General features: G+C 68.5%; 15 protein-coding genes and 1 pseudogene. 2 read left to right on the top strand and 14 right to left on the bottom strand.

Translation table 11 applies throughout. The features are described 5' to 3' along the window. Positions 1-60 precede the first annotated feature (60 nt). Positions 61-333 carry a hypothetical protein gene (locus ACI7BZ_RS19085; RefSeq protein ID WP_414118711.1) on the top strand — a complete coding sequence of 91 codons (273 nt, stop codon included), beginning with the start codon at positions 61-63 and terminating at the stop codon, positions 331-333. A gap of 222 nt (positions 334-555) precedes the next feature. Here ACI7BZ_RS19085 and acs read toward each other — a convergent pair whose 3' ends face one another. After that, positions 556-2,511, bottom strand: coding sequence for an acetate--CoA ligase (gene acs / locus ACI7BZ_RS19080; protein WP_414118710.1), 1,956 nt, complete (start codon positions 2,509-2,511; stop codon positions 556-558). A 292-nt stretch (positions 2,512-2,803) separates the two neighbouring features. Here acs and ACI7BZ_RS19075 point away from each other — a divergent pair, with 292 nt between their 5' ends. Continuing rightward, a complete protein-coding gene (locus ACI7BZ_RS19075) occupies positions 2,804-3,175 on the top strand; it encodes a DUF423 domain-containing protein (protein ID WP_414118709.1) in 372 nt (123 codons plus the stop codon). Positions 3,176-3,202: 27 nt separating this feature from the next. Here the strand turns inward: ACI7BZ_RS19075 and ACI7BZ_RS19070 are convergent, their stop codons facing one another. From ACI7BZ_RS19070 to ACI7BZ_RS19010, 13 genes and pseudogenes are all read right to left on the bottom strand, one after another. Then, the gene (locus tag ACI7BZ_RS19070) at positions 3,203-3,913 is read right to left on the bottom strand and encodes a class I SAM-dependent methyltransferase (protein WP_414118708.1); all 711 of its coding nucleotides are present in this window, start codon (positions 3,911-3,913) and stop codon (positions 3,203-3,205) included. After that, complete coding sequence (locus ACI7BZ_RS19065) at positions 3,880-4,293, bottom strand: EVE domain-containing protein (protein WP_414118707.1); 414 nt, start codon at positions 4,291-4,293, stop codon at positions 3,880-3,882. The genes ACI7BZ_RS19070 and ACI7BZ_RS19065 overlap by 34 nt, the downstream gene beginning before the upstream one ends. Positions 4,294-4,384: 91 nt before the next feature. Continuing rightward, on the bottom strand, positions 4,385-5,068 hold the full coding sequence (locus ACI7BZ_RS19060) for a gamma-glutamylcyclotransferase (protein ID WP_414118706.1): 684 nt from the start codon (positions 5,066-5,068) through the stop codon (positions 4,385-4,387). An 89-nt stretch (positions 5,069-5,157) separates the two neighbouring features. Then, a complete protein-coding gene (locus ACI7BZ_RS19055; protein ID WP_414118705.1) occupies positions 5,158-6,351 on the bottom strand; it encodes an NnrS family protein in 1,194 nt (397 codons plus the stop codon). A 152-nt stretch (positions 6,352-6,503) separates the two neighbouring features. After that, positions 6,504-6,971 carry a hypothetical protein gene (locus tag ACI7BZ_RS19050; RefSeq protein WP_414118704.1) on the bottom strand — a complete coding sequence of 156 codons (468 nt, stop codon included), beginning with the start codon at positions 6,969-6,971 and terminating at the stop codon, positions 6,504-6,506. A gap of 13 nt (positions 6,972-6,984) precedes the next feature. Continuing rightward, on the bottom strand, positions 6,985-7,998 hold the full coding sequence (moaA, locus tag ACI7BZ_RS19045; protein WP_414118703.1) for a GTP 3',8-cyclase MoaA: 1,014 nt from the start codon (positions 7,996-7,998) through the stop codon (positions 6,985-6,987). Between the two features lie 215 nt (positions 7,999-8,213). Beyond that, positions 8,214-8,894, bottom strand: a pseudogene (locus ACI7BZ_RS19040) (carbonic anhydrase); the annotation flags it as partial. Further along, positions 8,881-9,264: a hypothetical protein gene (locus tag ACI7BZ_RS19035; protein WP_414118702.1), complete on the bottom strand. Its 384-nt coding sequence runs from the start codon at positions 9,262-9,264 to the stop codon at positions 8,881-8,883. The gene ACI7BZ_RS19035 and the pseudogene ACI7BZ_RS19040, both read right to left, overlap by 14 nt. Positions 9,265-9,273: 9 nt before the next feature. Continuing rightward, positions 9,274-10,113 (bottom strand): peptidylprolyl isomerase, encoded by an 840-nt coding sequence (locus tag ACI7BZ_RS19030; protein ID WP_414118701.1) that lies wholly within the window; start codon positions 10,111-10,113, stop codon positions 9,274-9,276. Between the two features lie 5 nt (positions 10,114-10,118). Then, positions 10,119-10,895 (bottom strand): respiratory nitrate reductase subunit gamma, encoded by a 777-nt coding sequence (narI, locus tag ACI7BZ_RS19025; RefSeq protein WP_414118700.1) that lies wholly within the window; start codon positions 10,893-10,895, stop codon positions 10,119-10,121. 12 nt (positions 10,896-10,907) lie between these two features. Continuing rightward, positions 10,908-11,612, bottom strand: a complete 705-nt coding sequence (gene narJ, locus ACI7BZ_RS19020) for a nitrate reductase molybdenum cofactor assembly chaperone (RefSeq protein ID WP_414118699.1) — start codon at positions 11,610-11,612, stop codon at positions 10,908-10,910. After that, positions 11,612-13,138 carry a nitrate reductase subunit beta gene (narH, locus tag ACI7BZ_RS19015; RefSeq protein WP_414118698.1) on the bottom strand — a complete coding sequence of 509 codons (1,527 nt, stop codon included), beginning with the start codon at positions 13,136-13,138 and terminating at the stop codon, positions 11,612-11,614. The genes narJ and narH overlap by 1 nt, the downstream gene beginning before the upstream one ends. Further along, positions 13,135-16,878 carry a nitrate reductase subunit alpha gene (locus ACI7BZ_RS19010; protein ID WP_414118697.1) on the bottom strand — a complete coding sequence of 1,248 codons (3,744 nt, stop codon included), beginning with the start codon at positions 16,876-16,878 and terminating at the stop codon, positions 13,135-13,137. The genes narH and ACI7BZ_RS19010 overlap by 4 nt, the downstream gene beginning before the upstream one ends. Positions 16,879-16,883 lie beyond the last annotated feature (5 nt).

The following is a 16,883-nucleotide window of genomic DNA, read 5'->3' as shown; positions in this document are numbered from 1 at the left end:
CGGCCGGCGTGCTAGACATCGGCAGGCGCCGTCATGGTCCACGGCGCGGAGGCGATGCACGTGTCCACCTTGCCTTATCCCGCCATCGAGCTTCCGGAAATCGCTGACATGGCCGCGGATGATCGCCATGCGGCGCTGACCTATCTGAACGACGCATGGGTCGAGGCGGTGCGCGAGGGGCTCGACGAGGATTGCCTGGTGCAGGCGGCGCTGTTCACCGCCTTGCGCAGCCTTGTGGCCACCTATGGGGAAAAGGCCAGCGCCGAATTCGTCGCCCGCGTCGCCGAGCGCGTGGAAGCCGGCGAATATACGGTGCCCGGCCGCACCCACTGACAGGTCGGCGCTTTTCCGCTTCTTCCTGAGCCGCCCCTGCTATTGCGCCCGCGCGGCGCCTGAGCGCGCCCGCTTGGAACCGGTCAAAGACCGGGGCCGATGGGCTCGCATGCCCGGCGTCGCTGCGCGGCTGCCGCGACCGGCGGTGCCGCTTGCCGAGCCCGCGCCCAAAAGAAAAGGGGCGGGAATGACCCCGCCCCCGTTCCGTCAGTCATCCGCCACTCACGCCGCCGCGGTGCGCTTGTTCTGGCGGTTGTGGATGAGGTCGTCCACCACGCCGGGATCGGCCAGGGTGGAGGTGTCGCCGAGGCTCTCGAACTGGTCTTCCGCGATCTTGCGCAGGATGCGGCGCATGATCTTGCCCGAGCGGGTCTTGGGCAGGCCGGGCGCGAACTGGATGAGGTCCGGCGAGGCGATGGGGCCGATCTCGCGGCGCACCCAGGCCACCAGCTCCTTGCGCAGCTCCTCGGTGGGCTCCTCGCCCTCCATGAGCGTCACATAGGCATAGATGCCCTGGCCCTTGATGTCGTGGGGGAAGCCCACCACGGCCGCTTCCGACACCTTCGGATGGGCGACGAGGGCGCTTTCCACCTCGGCGGTGCCCATGCGGTGGCCGGACACGTTGATCACGTCGTCCACGCGGCCGGTGATCCAGTAATAGCCATCCGCATCGCGGCGGCAGCCGTCACCGGTGAAGTATTTGCCGGGGTAGGTGGAGAAATAGGTCTGCTCGAAGCGCTCGTGGTCGCCATAGACCGTGCGCATCTGGCCCGGCCACGAATCGGCGATCACGAGGTTGCCCTCGCAGGGACCCGACAGCACCTTGCCTTCCGCATCCACCACTTCCGGGATGACGCCGAAGAAGGGGCGGGTGGCGGAGCCGGGCTTCAGCTTGGTGGCGCCGGGCAGGGGGGTGATGAGGATGCCGCCGGTCTCGGTCTGCCACCAGGTGTCCACGATGGGGCAACGCTCCTCGCCCACCACGCGGTAATACCATTCCCAGGCTTCCGGGTTGATGGGCTCGCCCACCGAGCCCAGCAGGCGCAGGGACGAACGCGACGTCCGCTTCACCGGCTCCTCGCCCGTCTGCATCAGCGAACGGATGGCGGTGGGGGCGGTGTAGAAGATGGAAACCTGGTGCTTGTCGATCACCTCCCAGAAGCGGGAGACGTTGGGATAGTTGGGGATGCCCTCGAACATCAGGGTCGTGGCGCCGTTCGCGAGCGGGCCATAGACGATGTAGGAGTGGCCGGTCACCCAGCCCACGTCGGCGGTGCACCAGTAGATGTCGCCGGGGTGGTAGTCGAACACATATTGATGCGTCATGGACGCATAGACGAGATAGCCGCCGGTGGTGTGCAGCGCACCCTTCGGCTTGCCGGTGGAGCCCGAGGTGTAGAGGATGAACAGCGGATCTTCCGCATTCATGGGCTCGGGCGGGCACTCGTCCGTCACCATGGCGGCGGCTTCGTCATAATAGACGTCGCGGCCGGGGGTCATGTTCACCTTGCCGCCGGTGCGGCGCACCACGATCACATGGTCCACACCGCCGTCGATCTGGTCCGCGGCAGCGTCCACATTGGCCTTCAGCGGCACCTTGCGGCCGCCGCGCAGGCCTTCGTCCGCCGTGATCACGCACTTGGAGCCGCAATCGGAGATGCGGCCGGCGAGGCTGTCCGGGGAGAAGCCGCCGAACACGATGGAATGGATGGCGCCGAGCCGTGCGCACGCCAGCATGGCAAAGGCCGCTTCGGGGATCATCGGCAGATAGATGGTGACGCGGTCGCCCTTCTCCACGCCGCGGTTGCGCAGCACGTTGGCGAACTTGTTCACCTCGCTGTAGAGCTCGCGATAGGTGATCTTGCGGCTCTCGTCCGGGTTGTCGCCTTCCCAGATGATGGCCACCTGATCGCCGCGCTCCTCAAGGTGGCGGTCGATGCAATTGTAGGAGACGTTGGTCACGCCGTCCTCGAACCACTTGATGGAAACGTGGCCGGGATCGTACGAGGTGTTCTTCACCTTGGTGTAGGGCGTGAACCAGTGGATGCGCTGGCCATGCTCGCCCCAGAAGGCGGCCGGGTCGTTCACCGATGCGGCGTACATGGACTGATAATGTGCATCGTCCACATAAGCCTTCTGGGCCCAGGCGGCCGGGACGTCGTAGACCTTATCGGACATGGCTCTTGCCTCCCTCTTGCGCGGCTTCGTCCCGCAACCCTTGGTTCATTGCGGTTTGACCCGCCTTGGTTGGGCCGGATTATGGTGAGCCGGCCTTGGCTCCACAAGGCACCGGCGGGCCAGACTTTGGGTGCATAACCCTTCGTCGTGAAATGCCGTCGATCCTGCTTCCGTTGTTCCCTGCACCGCAATGCCGCAGCCCGCACCATTCCGTGCGCCAGGGCCCGGCATTATAGACCGTCCGGCACCGGCACGCTGCCGTCGTGCCAGCCCGCTCATGCGAGGTGACGCCGTGGACGCGTGGACCCGATCACTCCTGTTCCTCGCCGGCCTGTTCGGCGCCCTCGGCGTCGCGGCGGCGGCGGCTGCGACCCATATGGGAGGCGGCGCCAACCTGGAGACGGCGGCGCACTTCCTTCTGTTCAACGCCGTAGCCCTCGCCGGCCTTGCCGGCGTCATCCTCCATACCGCCCGCGGTGCGACGCTTTTGCGAACGGGCGCGAGTGCCATTGCTATCGGTTGCATCCTCTTTTCGGGCGACCTTGCTTCGCGCGCCTTGATGGAGGTCAAGCTCTTGGGCGGCAGCGCGCCGGTGGGCGGCGCGGCCATGATCGCCGGCTGGCTCTGCGTGGCCGCGGCAGCCCTGTTCGCGCGCAAGGCGTGAGAGGTTCCCCTTCCGGGGACGGCCAGCTCAGGCGGATGCGGCCTGCGGGGGCGCGGCGCGCGGGCGCCAGACACTGGTGCGCTTGATTTCCATGTCTTCCAACTCCCGCGTCACCGGCACGGCATATTCGGCGAGCTTCTCCAGCGCGTCCCTGGGCAGATAGGTGCGGCCGGGATCGCCGATCAGCACCGTGGCGCCGCGCGCCGCCAGCGCCATGAGCCAGGCGAACACCCGCTCGGCAAGGTCGCGCTCATAGGCGATGTCGCCGGCCAGCACCGCGTCCCAGCCTGCGTCCGTGCCGATGAGGTCGTCCTGCGTGGGCGAGAGGGCAACGCCGTTGGCCTGCCCGTTGAGGGCGATGGCGGCCACCGCGAACGGGTCGATGTCGGCGCAGGCCACTTCCGCCGCCCCGGCCTTCATGGCGGCGATGCCCACGAGCCCGGAGCCGGAGGCGAAATCCAGCACGCGCCGGCCCTTCACCGTCTCGGGATGGTCCAGCACATGCCGCGCGAGGGCCTGCCCGCCGGCCCAGGCGAAGGCCCAGAAGGGCGGCGGCAGGCCGAGCTCGCCCAGCTCCTCCTCGGTGCGCTGCCAGATGGGCACCGCCTCGTCGGCCACATGGAGCGAGATTTCGGGCACCAGCGGCACCGGGCGCAGGCGGGTCTCGGCGCGGATGAAGGCGGGGGGGTCGGTGATGGCGCGGCTCACACCCCGCCCATTCCGCAGACGATGGCCCATTCCTCGTCCGTCACCGGCTGCACCGAGAGGCGCGAGAAGCGCATCAGAGCCATTTCGGAAAGGCGTGGCTCGGCCTTTACGGCGGCGAGGGTGACGGGGGTCTTCAGCGGCTTCACCGCCTTGATGTCCACCATCACGAACTTGCCGGTGGGGTCGGAGGGGTCGGGATAGGCCTCCTTGATGACCTCGACGATGCCGACAATCTCCTTGCCCTCGTTGGAATGGTAGAAGAAGCCCTTGTCGCCCTTCTTCATGGCGAGCAGCTGCTGCTTGGCGAGGTGGTTGCGCACGCCGTCCCAATGGGTGCCCTTGGCCCCCGCCTTCACCTGCATCTCCCACGACCATTTGAAGGGTTCGGACTTGTAGAGCCAGTGGGCCATGGCAATGCTCGCGTCGGCAAAGGAATGCCGCGGGTTTGCCGCGTCCGGCGGTGGTTGGCAAGGACAAAGCGGGGCCGCGGTCGGCCGCCGGCTATTCCTCCGCCTCCGCCCGGAGGGCGACGACGCGGGCGGCCAGGTCTTCCATGGAGGGGTCGGGGATGCCATGGGCGCGCAGGCCCTCGCAGGTCTGGAACAGATAGTCCGCCGCCGTGCCGATGGCCCCCGCGGCGGAGGCGAGGCGCCGGGCGGTCTCCTCCACCGGCAGGCCGCCGGCATAGTGGCAGTTCCCACGGTCCATGGTGAAGGCGATGGCGGCGCCGAAGGGGCGGCCGTCCTCGTCCAGCAGATCCAGCCAGCGCGGCACATAGGCCCCGGCAATCATTTCCCGCCGCCAGAGCAGCGTCAGCTCGCGCTCCAATATATCGTCGGGGATGCGCAGGGCCACGCCCGTGCACGCGCCGCCGGCATCAAGACCCAGGGTGAGGCCCGGATTTTCGGCAGTGCCCCGCCCCACCAGGGTGGCGAGGCAGAAGGAGCGGTGCCAGCCCTCGATGCGGGCGGTGCGGCTTTCCACCGAGTGAACGATGGGGTTCCAGATGAGCGAGCCATAGGCGAAGACCCAGGCGTCGCCGGCCGGGCGGGCATCGAGGATGGCGCGCAGGGAGGCCGCGCGCTCGCCCTCCGAAAGCAGGCGCACGCAGGGCGCGTCACGCGCCGCGATGGCGTCGATGCCGCCGGATTCGATGAGTTCGCGGGTCAGCAGATGGGTCTTCATGGCGTCTCTCGCCGCCATATATAAGCAATGTGCGTGCCAATGCCATAGCGCGCCTTGACCGGCCGCGTCCACCCTTGCGGTGATGGCCGTCAGCCGCCGTGTCCTGCCCGCGTGCGCGCCAGCATCGGCCCATAGATGAGCAGGAAACCGGCGAAGCCGGCGCTCCAGGCCCCGGCGGCAAGGAGCATCAGGGGCATGGACCAGCCGGGCACGAGCGCCATGGCCACCCGCGCCATCAGCGCCAGCGCGATCAGCAGATAGATGGCCTGGGTCCCGCGGCCGGCGCTCAGGGCGCGGCCGCTGTGGCCCAAGGTGGCGCGGGTCATCATGGCCAGCGTCATGGCGCCGATGCCGCCGATGGCCCAGACGTGAAGCCCCACCGCCGCCGGCACCGCGAGCGGCCACACAGCATGGGCGCCGGCCGCGAGGAAGCCGGCCGCGGTCAGCAGGAAGGCGACGTGAAGCACCAGGACCAGCGGATCGCGCCCCGTCCGCCATCCCTTCCAGCGGGCCAGCCGCGCCAGCGCGCCGACCCCGGCCGCCAGCAGCCCGATGCCCACCGCTTGGGCATCCGGCAGCGCCACCCAGCCGGCGAGGGCGACGCCGGCCAGCGCGAGGGTCGCCGCATCCCCAAGGTCGAACGGCGCCGGGCGGCGGGTGTCGCCCTGGCGCGCCAGCCAGTTGCCGGTGAAGCTCGGCACCACGCGCCCGCCCACCAGGAGGATGAGGAAGACGATGAGGGCAAGGGCGGCCCGGGCCGAAAGGCTGGCCGTTCCGGTGAAGCGGGCCTCCAGGTGGAAGCCGAGGTTGGCGGCGGCTAGCAGCACCACCACGCCCACCACTTTCACGTTGCGCCAGTTGCGGCCCGCGGCCACCTCGCGGGCAACCACCGCGCCGAAGGCGGCGAGAAAGGCGCTGTCGATCACCGCCGCGGGCAGCCAGCCGATGAGGCCTGACACCAGCACCGCGCATCGCCCCGCAAGCCACAGCACGGCCAGGGCGCCGAGGGCGCCGCCCGCCACCGGCAGACGGCCGGTCCAGTTGGGGATGGCCGTCAGCAGGAAGCCCGCCACCACCGCCGCGCCATAGCCGAACAGCATTTCATGGGCGTGCCAGTCCACCGCTGCGAAGGCGGTGGGCAGTTGCAGGTCCCCGCCGAAGACGGCGGGCCACACGGCCACGGCCGCCAGCGCGAACACGCCGGCACCGAGGAAGAAGGGCCGGAAGCCGCGGCTCAGCAAGGCAGCTCCGGCAAAGGTCCTGTGGGTCTGCGCCGTGCGCATGGGGTCCATCCTTCTGCTTCGGACCCGCCGGTCCGCGTCATCTCTATTCAATAAGTTGGAGGGCGGCTTCCCTTGAGCGGATCGCCCTCCAACTTGAGGATAGAGAACGCGTTGTCCGATCAGCTTGCGATGCAAGCTGATCGGCGCGTGCTCTAGAAAAGCATCAGCCCGTGCGCGCCGGCGCTGGCGCCGAGGATCGTCAGCGCGGACACGAGCAGCAGCAGCAGATGGAGCTTCAGTGCGCGCCCGAGCAGCACTTCCGGCGCCGCGCGGGCGGCCGCGGCGATGCGCCGGCCCAGGAGCGGCTCCACCACGAACACCACCACCATGAAGAGGGTCCAGACCGCCACCATGGCGGTCATCCACCAGAAGGCGGGATCGGCGAAGCGGTCCCACAGGTCCAGGCGGTAGGTCATCCAGAAGCCGGTGGCGCCGGCGATCGGGATGGAGACGCGCACCTGCGCGGCAAAGCGGTGCTCGATGCGCTCGAACAGGTCCACGCCGGCCGTGCCCGCCCGGCGGGCGAGTGGCAGGATGATCAGCGTCACGAACGACACGCCGCCGATCCAGTGGACGACGGCCAGCAGGTGCAGTGCCCGGGCGAGGATGGTGTCGTCCATGGTGGGGGCCGCCTCAGCCGCCCAGCGCCGACATGTGGCGGGCAAGCGCCGGCGCCCCGCCGCGGTCGATGACGAAATCATGCCCGCGCGGCTTGGCGCGGATGGCCCCGGCTATAGCCGCCTGCAGCGGGCCGTCGTCCGGGCTCGCGCGCAGCGGCGCCTTCAGGTCGCAGGCATCCTCCTGCCCCAGGCAGGTGTGCAGCACGCCGGTGGCGCTCACCCGCACCCGGTTGCAGCTCTCGCAGAAGGAATGGCTCATGGGCGTGATGAAGCCGATGCGCCCGCCGGTTTGCGCGACCCGCACATAGCGCGCCGGGCCGCCGGTGCGCTCGCTGGTCTCCAGCAGCGGCAGGCGCGCGGCGATGTGCGCGCGCAGCCGGTCCAGGGGCAGATATTGGTCGATGCGGTCCACCCCCACGTCGCCCAAAGGCATGGTTTCGATGAAGGTGAGGTCCATGCCGCGGCCGTGGGCGAAGGCGATCAGGTCGAACACCTCGTGCTCGGTGCTGCCGGCCAGCGCCACGGCGTTCAGCTTCACCTTGAGGCCCGCCTCCTGCGCGGCGCCGATGCCCTCCATCACCTGGCCCAGGGTGCCGCGCCGGGTGAGGGCGCGGAAGCGGGCGGCGTCCAGCGTATCAAGGGAGACGTTGACGCGCTTCACCCCGCATTGCGCCAGCGCCTGCGCATGGCGGGCCAGCTGGGTGCCGTTGGTGGTGAGCGTCAGCTCCTTCAGCGCGCCGCAGGAGAGATGGCGCGACAGGCCGGCGAACAGATCCAGGATGCCCTTGCGCACCAGCGGTTCGCCGCCGGTGAGGCGCAGCTTGGTGACGCCCATGGCGATGAAGGCGGAGGCGAGGCGGTCCAATTCCTCGATGGAGAGCACCTGGTCGCGCGGCAGGAAGGTCATGTCCTCCGCCATGCAATAGACGCAGCGCAGGTCGCAGCGGTCGGTCACCGACAGGCGCAGATAGGTGATGCGACGGCCGAACAGGTCGGCCATGGCGCAGGGGGCCGGGGACGGGCGCATGGTCAGTTCTCCTCCATGCCGGCCGGCGTGCCGCTGGCCGCGGGGGCGCGCCGTGGCGCGGCGGCCGGGACGGCGGGGAACGCGCCGCAGGTGCAGGCGTCGGCGCAGGCCGGCAGGTCGGCCGCATTCAGGCCCGTCGCGTCCAGTTCCAGGAAGGCGGCGATGGCGTGGAGCCGCGCGGCGGACATGGGTTCCTGCGGGGCGGCAAGCAGGGTGTCCAGAGGGCGCAGGGCGGCAAGCTCGGCGCAGGACGAAAGGGTGGTGCCGAGGTCGCGCAGCAGCCCGTCGCCGATGCCGTAGATCCAGCCGTGGACGGTCACGTCCAGGCCGCGCGTCCAGGCCGATTTCAGCACGGGGGTGGCGGCGAGGCGGCGGATCTGCAGTTCCACGTTCAGCTCGCACATGCGGTCGAGCCGCTTTTCCGCGAGACCCGGCGCATCGAGCGCGCGACGGTGGCGCGCATGCAGCTCCACGATGGGCGCCAGCCAGTGGTCCACCAGGCCGCCGCCCACGGCGCCATCGGCATTTTCGAGGGCGCGCCGCACGCCGCCGCAACCATAATGGCCGCAGACGATGACATGGCGCACCCGCAGTACCTCCACCGCATATTCCAGCACCGCCAGCATGTTCATGTCGCTGGAATGGATCACGTTGGCGATGTTGCGATGGACGAAGATCTCGCCCGGGTCGAGGCCGACCACGTCGTTGGCCGGCACCCGGCTGTCGGAGCAGCCGACCCAGAGGAAGCGGGGCGCCTGCTGCTCGGCGAGGCGGCGGAAGAAGGTGGGGTCCTGCGCGCTCTTGGCATGGGCCCAGGCGAGATTGTTGTCGAACAGCTCGTCGAGCACGGCGCCGGACACGGCGTGCGCCCGGCCTGCGGGATCAGGGCGCCCCATCCGCGCCTCCCGGGAGGGCTTCATGCGCGGGACCGCCGCAGCCGCCGGTGCCGCCGCAGCCGCAGCCGGCCTCCTGCGGCGCGGCGGCGGCCGCATCGGCCTTCAGGGCCCATTCCACCATGGCCCGCAGGCAGCTGGCGGCGGGGTCCGTGCCCTTTTCCAGCGCGGTCATGAGGGCGAGCCAGTCCTCGTCCGAAGCCCCATTGCTGAAGCGGGCGCAGGCGGCGGCGGCATAGTCCGCCGCGGGCTCGCCGAAGGGGGCGCCGGCTGCCTCGGCCCGCGCCGCCAGGGTCACATCGCCGAGGGAGAACAGGATCTCCTCGGCGAACCGCCCGTCCTGGAGCTGCTGAAGGAGGGTGCCGAGCAGCATGTCCGCCTCCTATTGCACCAGGGGCGAGGCCGCCCCGTCCATGGTGACGCCGCGGATCTGCGCGCGCCCCACCAGCAGGCTCAGATACTGGCGCACGGCGATGTGCCATGAGGTCAGCTCCAGATGCCCGGCGATGACCGGCTGCACGGTTTCGAACGGCAGCTCGCGTCCGTCGATGCGGTGGGCAAGGCGCACGATGTGGAAGCCGTAGCGCGTTTCCACCGGCGCGGGATGAACCGATCCCGGCGCCATGGTGGAAAGCGCCGCCTCGAACTCGGCCACCGTCTGCCCCCGGCCGATCTGGCCGAGGCTGCCGCCCACCTCGCGGGAGGGGCAGGCGGAATGCGCGCTCGCCGTCGCCTCGAACGCGGCTTCGCCCGAGAGGATCTGCGCGAGCAGCGCCTGCGCCGTCGCCCGCGCCTCGGCCCTGCCCCCGGCATCGTCCGGGGCGGCGGGAATGAGGATGTGCGCCACCTCGAACAGGTCGTCGGTGCGGAAGCTGGCGCGGTGACGTTCGAAATGGCGGCGGCAGGTGGCCGTGTCCGCCGTCGGCACCTTCACTTCCTGCTCCAGGAGGACACGGATGGTGGCCTCCTCGTCGCTCTCGCGCGATCCGTCCGGGTGGGCCGCGGGCCGGGCGGCGATGTCGAGGCGGTCGGCCTCGGCCAGCAGCAGCTCGCGCACCACCAAAGCGCGGGCGGCGGCGTGCCAGGCCTGCGCCGGCGTGGGCGCGTGGTGGTTCTGGATCTCCCGCGCGATCTCGGCGCGGGAGATGATGACGCCATTGACCGAAACCTCGTCGGGTCGCGTGGCGCGGGCGGGGGCGGCGTGGCTGGTGACCTGCGTCATGGCGCTCACTCCGCCGGGCTGCGGGCGGGCCGGCCGGCCGGCGGCCGCACCGCGGCGATGGGCGCACGCGCGGCCACGGGAACCCCGGCGCGGCGCGGCAGGCGGGTGCGCACCACCTGGTAGCCGGTGCGGCCGAGATACCAGACCGGCGCGCTCCACACGTGCACGAGGCGGGTGAAGGGGAAGACGAGGAAGATGGTCATCCCCAGCACCAGATGCACCTTGAACAGGAGGCTCACGTCCGCCACGTAAGCGGCGGCCGAGGGCTGGAGGGTGAGGATGCCCTGCGCCCAGTTCATGAACTTCACCATCTCGTGCCCGTCCATGTGCTGGAGCGAGATGAAGATGGTGGACAGGCCCAGCGTGAGCTGCACCCACAACAGGAGCAGGATGGCGGTGTCGCCGAAGCTGGAATTCGCCCGGATGCGCGGATCGAACAGCCGGCGGTGAGCCAGAAGCGCGATGCCGACAAAGCACATCACCCCGGCGATGCCGCCCGCTGTGATGGCGAGCCCCTGCTTGAAGCTGTGGGACACCCCCAGCGCATCGAACACCCAGATGGGGGTGAGCAGGCCGCCGGCATGGCCGATGAAGATGACCAGGATGCCCACGTGGAACAGGTTGGAACCCCAGCGCAATTGCCGCTTGCGCAGCAATTGGGAAGAGCCGGTCTTCCAGGTGTATTGCTCGCGATCGAAGCGGATCAGGCTGCCGAGCAGGAACACGGTGAGGCACAGGTAGGGATACCAGCCGAAGAGCGCGGAATTGATGGCGTCAGACATGTCCTGCCTCCTTCAGGTGGCGGAATCGCGGGCGTCGCGCTGGGCGGCGCGCAGTTGGGTGCGGAAGCGGTCCACGGAGCAGCCGCCCATGGCGTCGCCCGGGCCAAAGGTGACGGCGGCCTCCTCCCACTCCTTGTCGAGGGCGGCGAGGTCTTCGGCCGGAGTGGGCTCCGCCACTCCGGCCGAAGACGGGCGCGCCTCCCCCGCGAGGCTGCGCAGGGCGCCGAACACCGCGGCATAGGGCGAGCTGCGGGCGGCGAGCCGCTCCTCAAGGGTGGCGAGGATGTGGTCCACGTCCCTCAGCAGCCCGGCCGCCTCGTCGTGCGGGCGTGTCGCCGCATATTCGAGAAAGAGCGGCAGGAAGTCCGGCAGCTCGTTGGCGGTGATGACGAGCCCGCCTTTCTCATAGAGGGCGGCGAGGTCCACCATGGCCTGCCCGCGGTCGCGGCTCTCCCCGTGCACATGCTCGAACAGGTGCAGGCTGAGGCGCCGGGTGCGGTCGAACAGGGCCACATAGGCTTCCTGCAGGTCGTAGATGTCATCCTCGGCCAATGCGTGCAGCAGGGGCGCAAGGCCCGCCTGCGCCGACGGTTCGAGGCGTCCATCCCCGGCCAGCACGCCGGCGATGGCCGGCACGGCCGCGGCCAATTCCTCGCCCGGATAGGCAAGAAGCGCGGACAGGGCCTTGAGGGTGAGGTTCGGGGCGCCGAACGTCATCACTCCACCTCCATGGGGGTGCGGGGCTTCTTCGCCGCGGGGCTGCCGAACAGGTTCAGCTCGCTCTCGCCGCCCGAGCAGCCATTGCCGAAGGAGAAGCCGCACGAGCCGCGCAGGTCGAACGTGTCCTCGCCCCATTCGCGGTGGGCGGTGGGGATGACGAAGCGGTCCTCGTAATTGGCGATGGCCATCACCTGGTACATGTCGTCGATGGCCGCGCCGGTGAGGCCGACCTTGGTGGCGATGGCCTCGTCGATGCGCCCGTCCACGGTCTTGGCGCGCATGTAGGCGCGCATGGCGAGCATGCGCTCCAGCGCCAGGGCGACCGGCTCCTCATTGCCCGCCGTGAGCAGGTTGGCGAGATACTTCAGAGGGATGCGCAGCGAGCGCACATCCGGCATCTCGCCGTCCATCCCCATCTTGCCGGCGGCGGCGGCGGACTGGATGGGCGAGAGCGGCGGCACGTACCACACCATGGGCAGGGTGCGGTATTCGGGATGGAGCGGGAACGCCACCTTCCACTCCATGGCCATCTTCCAGATGGGCGAGTGGCGCGCCGCCTCGATCCAGGCATCGGGCACGCCGTCGGCACGGGCCTGGGCGATGACGGCGGGGTCCTTGGGATCGAGGAAGAGGTCGAGCTGGGCCTGGTAGAGCTTCGTCTCGTCCTTCACGCTCGCCGCTTCTTCGATGCGGTCGGCGTCATAGAGCAGCACGCCGAGATAGCGGATACGCCCGACGCAAGTTTCCGAGCAGACGGTGGGCTGGCCCGCCTCGATGCGCGGATAGCAGAAGATGCACTTCTCCGACTTTCCCGAAGACCAGTTGTAATAAATCTTCTTGTAGGGGCAGCCGGAGACGCACATGCGCCAGCCCCGGCACTTCTCCTGGTCGATGAGGACGATGCCGTCCTCCTCCCGCTTGTAGATGGCGCCGGAGGGGCAGGCGGCCGCGCACGCCGGGTTGAGGCAATGCTCGCACAGGCGCGGCAGGTACATCATGAAGGTGTTTTCGAACTGGCCGTAGATGTCGGCCTGGATGCCTTCGAAGTTCGCATCCTTGCGGCGCTTGGCGAACTCGCCGCCCAGGATCTCCTCCCAGTTCGGCCCCCATTCGATCTTCTCCATCCGCTCGCCCGAGACGAGGGAGCGCGGGCGGGCGGTGGGGAAGGCCTTGGATTCCTTCGCCGTCTGCAGGTGTTCATAATCGAAGGTGAAGGGTTCGTAATAATCGTCGATCTCGGGCAAATCGGGATTGGCGAAGATGTTGGCGAGAATGCGCCATTTCGCGCCCATCCTCGGCTCGATCTTGCCGTTGGCCTTGCGGCGCCAGCCGCCGTTCCACTTCTTCTGGTTTTCCCATTCGCGGGGATAGCCGACGCCGGGCTTGGTTTCCACATTGTTGAACCAGGCGTATTCTACGCCCTGGCGGCTCGTCCACACGTTCTTACAGGTGACGGAGCAGGTGTGACACCCGATGCACTTGTCGAGGTTCAGCACCATGGCGATCTGGGCGCGGATCTTCATTGGGCCATCTCCTTGGCCAGAGTGGTCGAAAGGGGCTCTTCCAGCCAGTCCACCTTGTTCATCTTGCGGATGACGACGAACTCGTCGCGGTTCGATCCTACTGTGCCGTAATAATTGAAGCCGTAGGCCAGCTGGGCGTAGCCGCCGATCATGTGGGTCGGCTTCAGCACCGTGCGGGTCACTGAATTATGGATGCCGCCGCGGTTGCCGGTCATCTCCGAGCCGGGCGTGTTGATGATCTTTTCCTGGGCGTGATACATCATCATCATACCCGGCATGACGCGCTGGGACACCACGGCGCGGGCGGTGAGCGCGCCGTTGGCGTTGAACACCTCCACCCAGTCGTTGTCGGCAAGGCCCGCGGACTTCGCGTCGTCCTCCGAGATCCACACCACCGGCCCGCCCCGGTTCAAGGTGAGCATGAGAAGATTGTCGGTATAGGTGGAGTGGATGCCCCACTTCTGGTGCGGGGTGATGAAGTTGAGCACGATCTCCTTGTAGCCATTCGGCTTGGCGCCGCGGTGGCCGACAATGGTCTTCAGGTCCACCGGCGGCTTCCACGTGACGAGGCCCTCGCCGAAGGCCCGCATCCACAGGTGATCCTGGTAGAGCTGCTGTCGCCCGGTCAGCGTGCGCCAGGGGATCAGCTCGTGCACGTTGGTGTAGCCGGCGCTGTAGCAGACCTTCTCGCTCTCGATGCCCGACCAGGTGGGCGAGGAGATGATCTTGCGCGGCTGGGCCTGTACGTCGCGGAAGCGGATCTTCTCGTCCTCCTTCGCCAAAGCGAGGTGGGCATGTTCCCGCCCGGTGGCCTTGGAGAGGGCGTCCCAGGCCTTCACCGCCACCTCGCCATTGGTCTCCGGCGCCAGCATGAGGATAACCTCGGTGGCGTCGATGTCGGTCTCGATCTTCGGCAGGCCCTTGGCCGGCCCGTCGCGATGGGTGCCGTTGAGGGCGCGCAACGCATCCACCTCGTGCCCGGTCTTCCAGGCGATGCCCTTGCCGCCGTTGCCGATGCTCTCCATCAGCGGGCCCAGCGCCGTGAAGCGGGCGTAAGTTGCGGGATAGTCGCGCGTCACCACGGTGACCTGGGGCATGGTCTTGCCGGGGATCGGCTCCACTTCGCCCGTCTTCCAGTCCTTCACGTCGAGGGCCTGCGCCAGCTCGCCGGCGCTGTCGTGCAGGATGGGGGTGAGGACGGTGTCCTCCTCCACGCCCAGCACCTCGGGAGCGGCCTGCGAGAAGGCCTTGGCGATGCCCTTGTAGATGTCCCAGTCGGAACGGGCTTCCCACGCCGGGTCCACCGCTGCAGAGAGCGGATGGATGAAAGGATGCATGTCGGACGTATTGAGGTCGTTCTTCTCGTACCAGGTGGCGGTGGGCAGCACGATGTCCGAGTAGACGCAGGTGGTGGACATGCGGAAGTCCAGCGTCACCAGGAGGTCGAGCTTTCCTTTCGGCGCCTCGTCATGCCAGACGACTTCCTTGGTGCGCACGGCGCCTTCCGCGCCGAGATCCTTGCCCATGACGCCGTTCTGCGTGCCCAGAAGGTGCTTCAGGAAGTATTCATGCCCCTTGCCGGAGGAGCCGAGCAGGTTGGAGCGCCAGATGAACAGGTTGCGCGGCCAGTTGGCCTCGTGGTCCGGATCGTGGCAGGACAGTTCCAGTTCGCCGGACTTCAGGGCGGAGGCCACATAGTCCTTCACTTCCCGGCCCGCCACCTTCGCTCGGCGGGCGATATCCAGCGGGTTCTGCTTCAGCTGGGGCGCCGAGGGCAGCCAGCCCATGCGCTCGGCCTTCACATTGTAGTCGATGAAGGTCTGGTCCCAGTCGCCTTCCGGTGCGGTGGGCGAGAGGATCTCGCCGGCGGTCAGGGTCTCGTAGCGCCACTGGTCCGTGTGGGCGTACCAGAAGGAGGTGGCGTTCTGCTGGCGCGGCGGGCGGCTCCAGTCGAGGCCGAAGGCCAAGGGCTGCCAGCCGGTTTGCGGACGCAGCTTCTCCTGGCCCACATAATGCGACCAGCCGCCGCCGGACTGGCCCACGCAACCGCAGAACACCAGGAGGTTGATCACCCCCCGATAGCTCATGTCCATGTGGTACCAATGGTTCATGGCGGCGCCGATGATCACCATGGACCGCCCGTTGGTCTTCTCCGCATTGGTGGCGAATTCGCGCGCGACCGTGATGATGGCGTCGCGCTTCACCCCGGTGATGCGCTCCGCCCAGGCGGGGGTGAAGGGCACGTCGTCGTCATAGGAGGTGGCGATGTGATCGCCACCGAAGCCGCGGTCGAGGCCGTAATTGGCCATCATCAGGTCGTAGACGGTGGCGACCTTCATCGCGCTTCCGTCCGCGCCCGCCACGGTGCGCACCGGCAGGTTGCGGGTGAGGATCTCGCCATGCTGGGTGGCGACGAAATGTTCGGTAGCCCGCCCGCCGAAATAGGGAAAATCTACCGCCGCGATCTCGTCGGCGCAGTCGGCCAGCGTCAGCTTCAGGCGGATGGCGCGGCCCTGCCCGTCCTTTTCCTCCAGGTTCCACTTGGCCGCTTCGCCCCAGCGATGGCCGATGGAGCCGAGCGGCGCCACGAGGTCGCCGGAGGCCTCGTCCAGCGCCACCGTCTTCCATTCGGGGTTGTTGGTCTCGCCCAGCGCTCCCGGCAGGTCGGACGCGCGCAGCATCCGCTCGGGCACGAGCTTCCCGTTGCGCTCCACCAGGCGCACCAGGAACGGCATGTCGGAATAGCGCCGCAGGTAGTCGTCGAAATACGGCACCTGTCGGTCGAGGTGATATTCCTTCAGGATCACATGGCCCATGGCCAGCGCCAGCGCCGCATCGGTGCCCTGCTTCGGGTTCAGCCAGATGTCGGCGAACTTGGTCGCCTCGGCGTAATCGGGCGAGACCACGGCGCTCTTGGTGCCCTTGTAGCGCACCTCGGTGTAGAAATGGGCGTCCGGCGTGCGGGTCTGCGGCACGTTGGAGCCCCACACGATGATGAAGCCGGCATTGTACCAGTCGGCGCTTTCCGGGACGTCGGTCTGCTCGCCCCAGGTCTGGGGGGAGGCGGGCGGCAGGTCGCAATACCAGTCGTAGAACGACAGGCACACGCCGCCGATGAGCGAGAGATAGCGCGCCCCCGCCGCATAGGAGACCATGGACATGGCCGGGATGGGCGAGAAGCCCGCCACCCGGTCCGGCCCGTGCTTGCGCACGGTGTAGGCATTCGCCGCGGCGATGATTTCGTTCACCTCGTCCCAGGTGGCGCGCACGAGGCCGCCATGACCGCGGATGGAGGTGTAGGCGGCGCGCTTTTCCGCATTCTCCACGATGGAGGCCCAGGCCGCCACCGGCGAGAGCTTCGCCCGCGCCGCCCGCCACAGTTTGAGCAGCCGGCCGCGGATCATCGGATACTTCACCCGCGCGCCGGAATACAGATACCAGCTGTAGGAGGCGCCGCGGGCGCAGCCGCGGGGCTCATGGTTGGGCAGGTCCGGCCGGGTGCGGGGATAGTCCGTCTGCTGGGTTTCCCAGGTGACGATGCCGCCCTTCACATAGATCTTCCACGAGCACGAGCCGGTGCAGTTCACCCCGTGGGTGGAGCGCACGATCTTGTCGTGCTGCCAGCGCTTGCGGTAGCCGTCCTCCCACGAGCGGTCCTCGTGGGTGACGATACCGTGGCCGTCGGAAAAGGTCTGCGTTTCGCGGCGGAAGAAGGTGAGACGGTCAAGGAAATGGGACATGTGCT

Source organism: Xanthobacter sp. AM11 (genome assembly GCF_047444035.1).
In the GTDB taxonomy this organism is placed as follows: Bacteria; Pseudomonadota; Alphaproteobacteria; order Rhizobiales; family Xanthobacteraceae; genus Xanthobacter.
Note: the sequence above shows the minus strand (reverse complement) of the source record. Positions and strands in the feature narration are given on the sequence as shown.

Excerpts from the sequence above, each read along its gene's own strand:
- ACI7BZ_RS19070 (WP_414118708.1), bottom strand. The coding sequence starts at position 3,913 with ATGGGCCATCGTCTGCGGAATGGGCGGGGTGTGAGCCGCGCCATCACC.
- ACI7BZ_RS19035 (WP_414118702.1), bottom strand. The coding sequence starts at position 9,264 with ATGCTGCTCGGCACCCTCCTTCAGCAGCTCCAGGACGGGCGGTTCGCC.
- narI (WP_414118700.1), bottom strand. The coding sequence starts at position 10,895 with ATGTCTGACGCCATCAATTCCGCGCTCTTCGGCTGGTATCCCTACCTG.
- ACI7BZ_RS19050 (WP_414118704.1), bottom strand. The coding sequence starts at position 6,971 with ATGGACGACACCATCCTCGCCCGGGCACTGCACCTGCTGGCCGTCGTC.
- moaA (WP_414118703.1), bottom strand. The coding sequence starts at position 7,998 with ATGCGCCCGTCCCCGGCCCCCTGCGCCATGGCCGACCTGTTCGGCCGT.
- ACI7BZ_RS19060 (WP_414118706.1), bottom strand. The coding sequence starts at position 5,068 with ATGAAGACCCATCTGCTGACCCGCGAACTCATCGAATCCGGCGGCATC.
- ACI7BZ_RS19055 (WP_414118705.1), bottom strand. The coding sequence starts at position 6,351 with ATGCGCACGGCGCAGACCCACAGGACCTTTGCCGGAGCTGCCTTGCTG.
- narJ (WP_414118699.1), bottom strand. The coding sequence starts at position 11,612 with ATGACGTTCGGCGCCCCGAACCTCACCCTCAAGGCCCTGTCCGCGCTT.
- ACI7BZ_RS19065 (WP_414118707.1), bottom strand. The coding sequence starts at position 4,293 with ATGGCCCACTGGCTCTACAAGTCCGAACCCTTCAAATGGTCGTGGGAG.
- ACI7BZ_RS19010 (WP_414118697.1), bottom strand. The coding sequence starts at position 16,878 with ATGTCCCATTTCCTTGACCGTCTCACCTTCTTCCGCCGCGAAACGCAG.
- ACI7BZ_RS19030 (WP_414118701.1), bottom strand. The coding sequence starts at position 10,113 with ATGACGCAGGTCACCAGCCACGCCGCCCCCGCCCGCGCCACGCGACCC.
- narH (WP_414118698.1), bottom strand. The coding sequence starts at position 13,138 with ATGAAGATCCGCGCCCAGATCGCCATGGTGCTGAACCTCGACAAGTGC.
- acs (WP_414118710.1), bottom strand. The coding sequence starts at position 2,511 with ATGTCCGATAAGGTCTACGACGTCCCGGCCGCCTGGGCCCAGAAGGCT.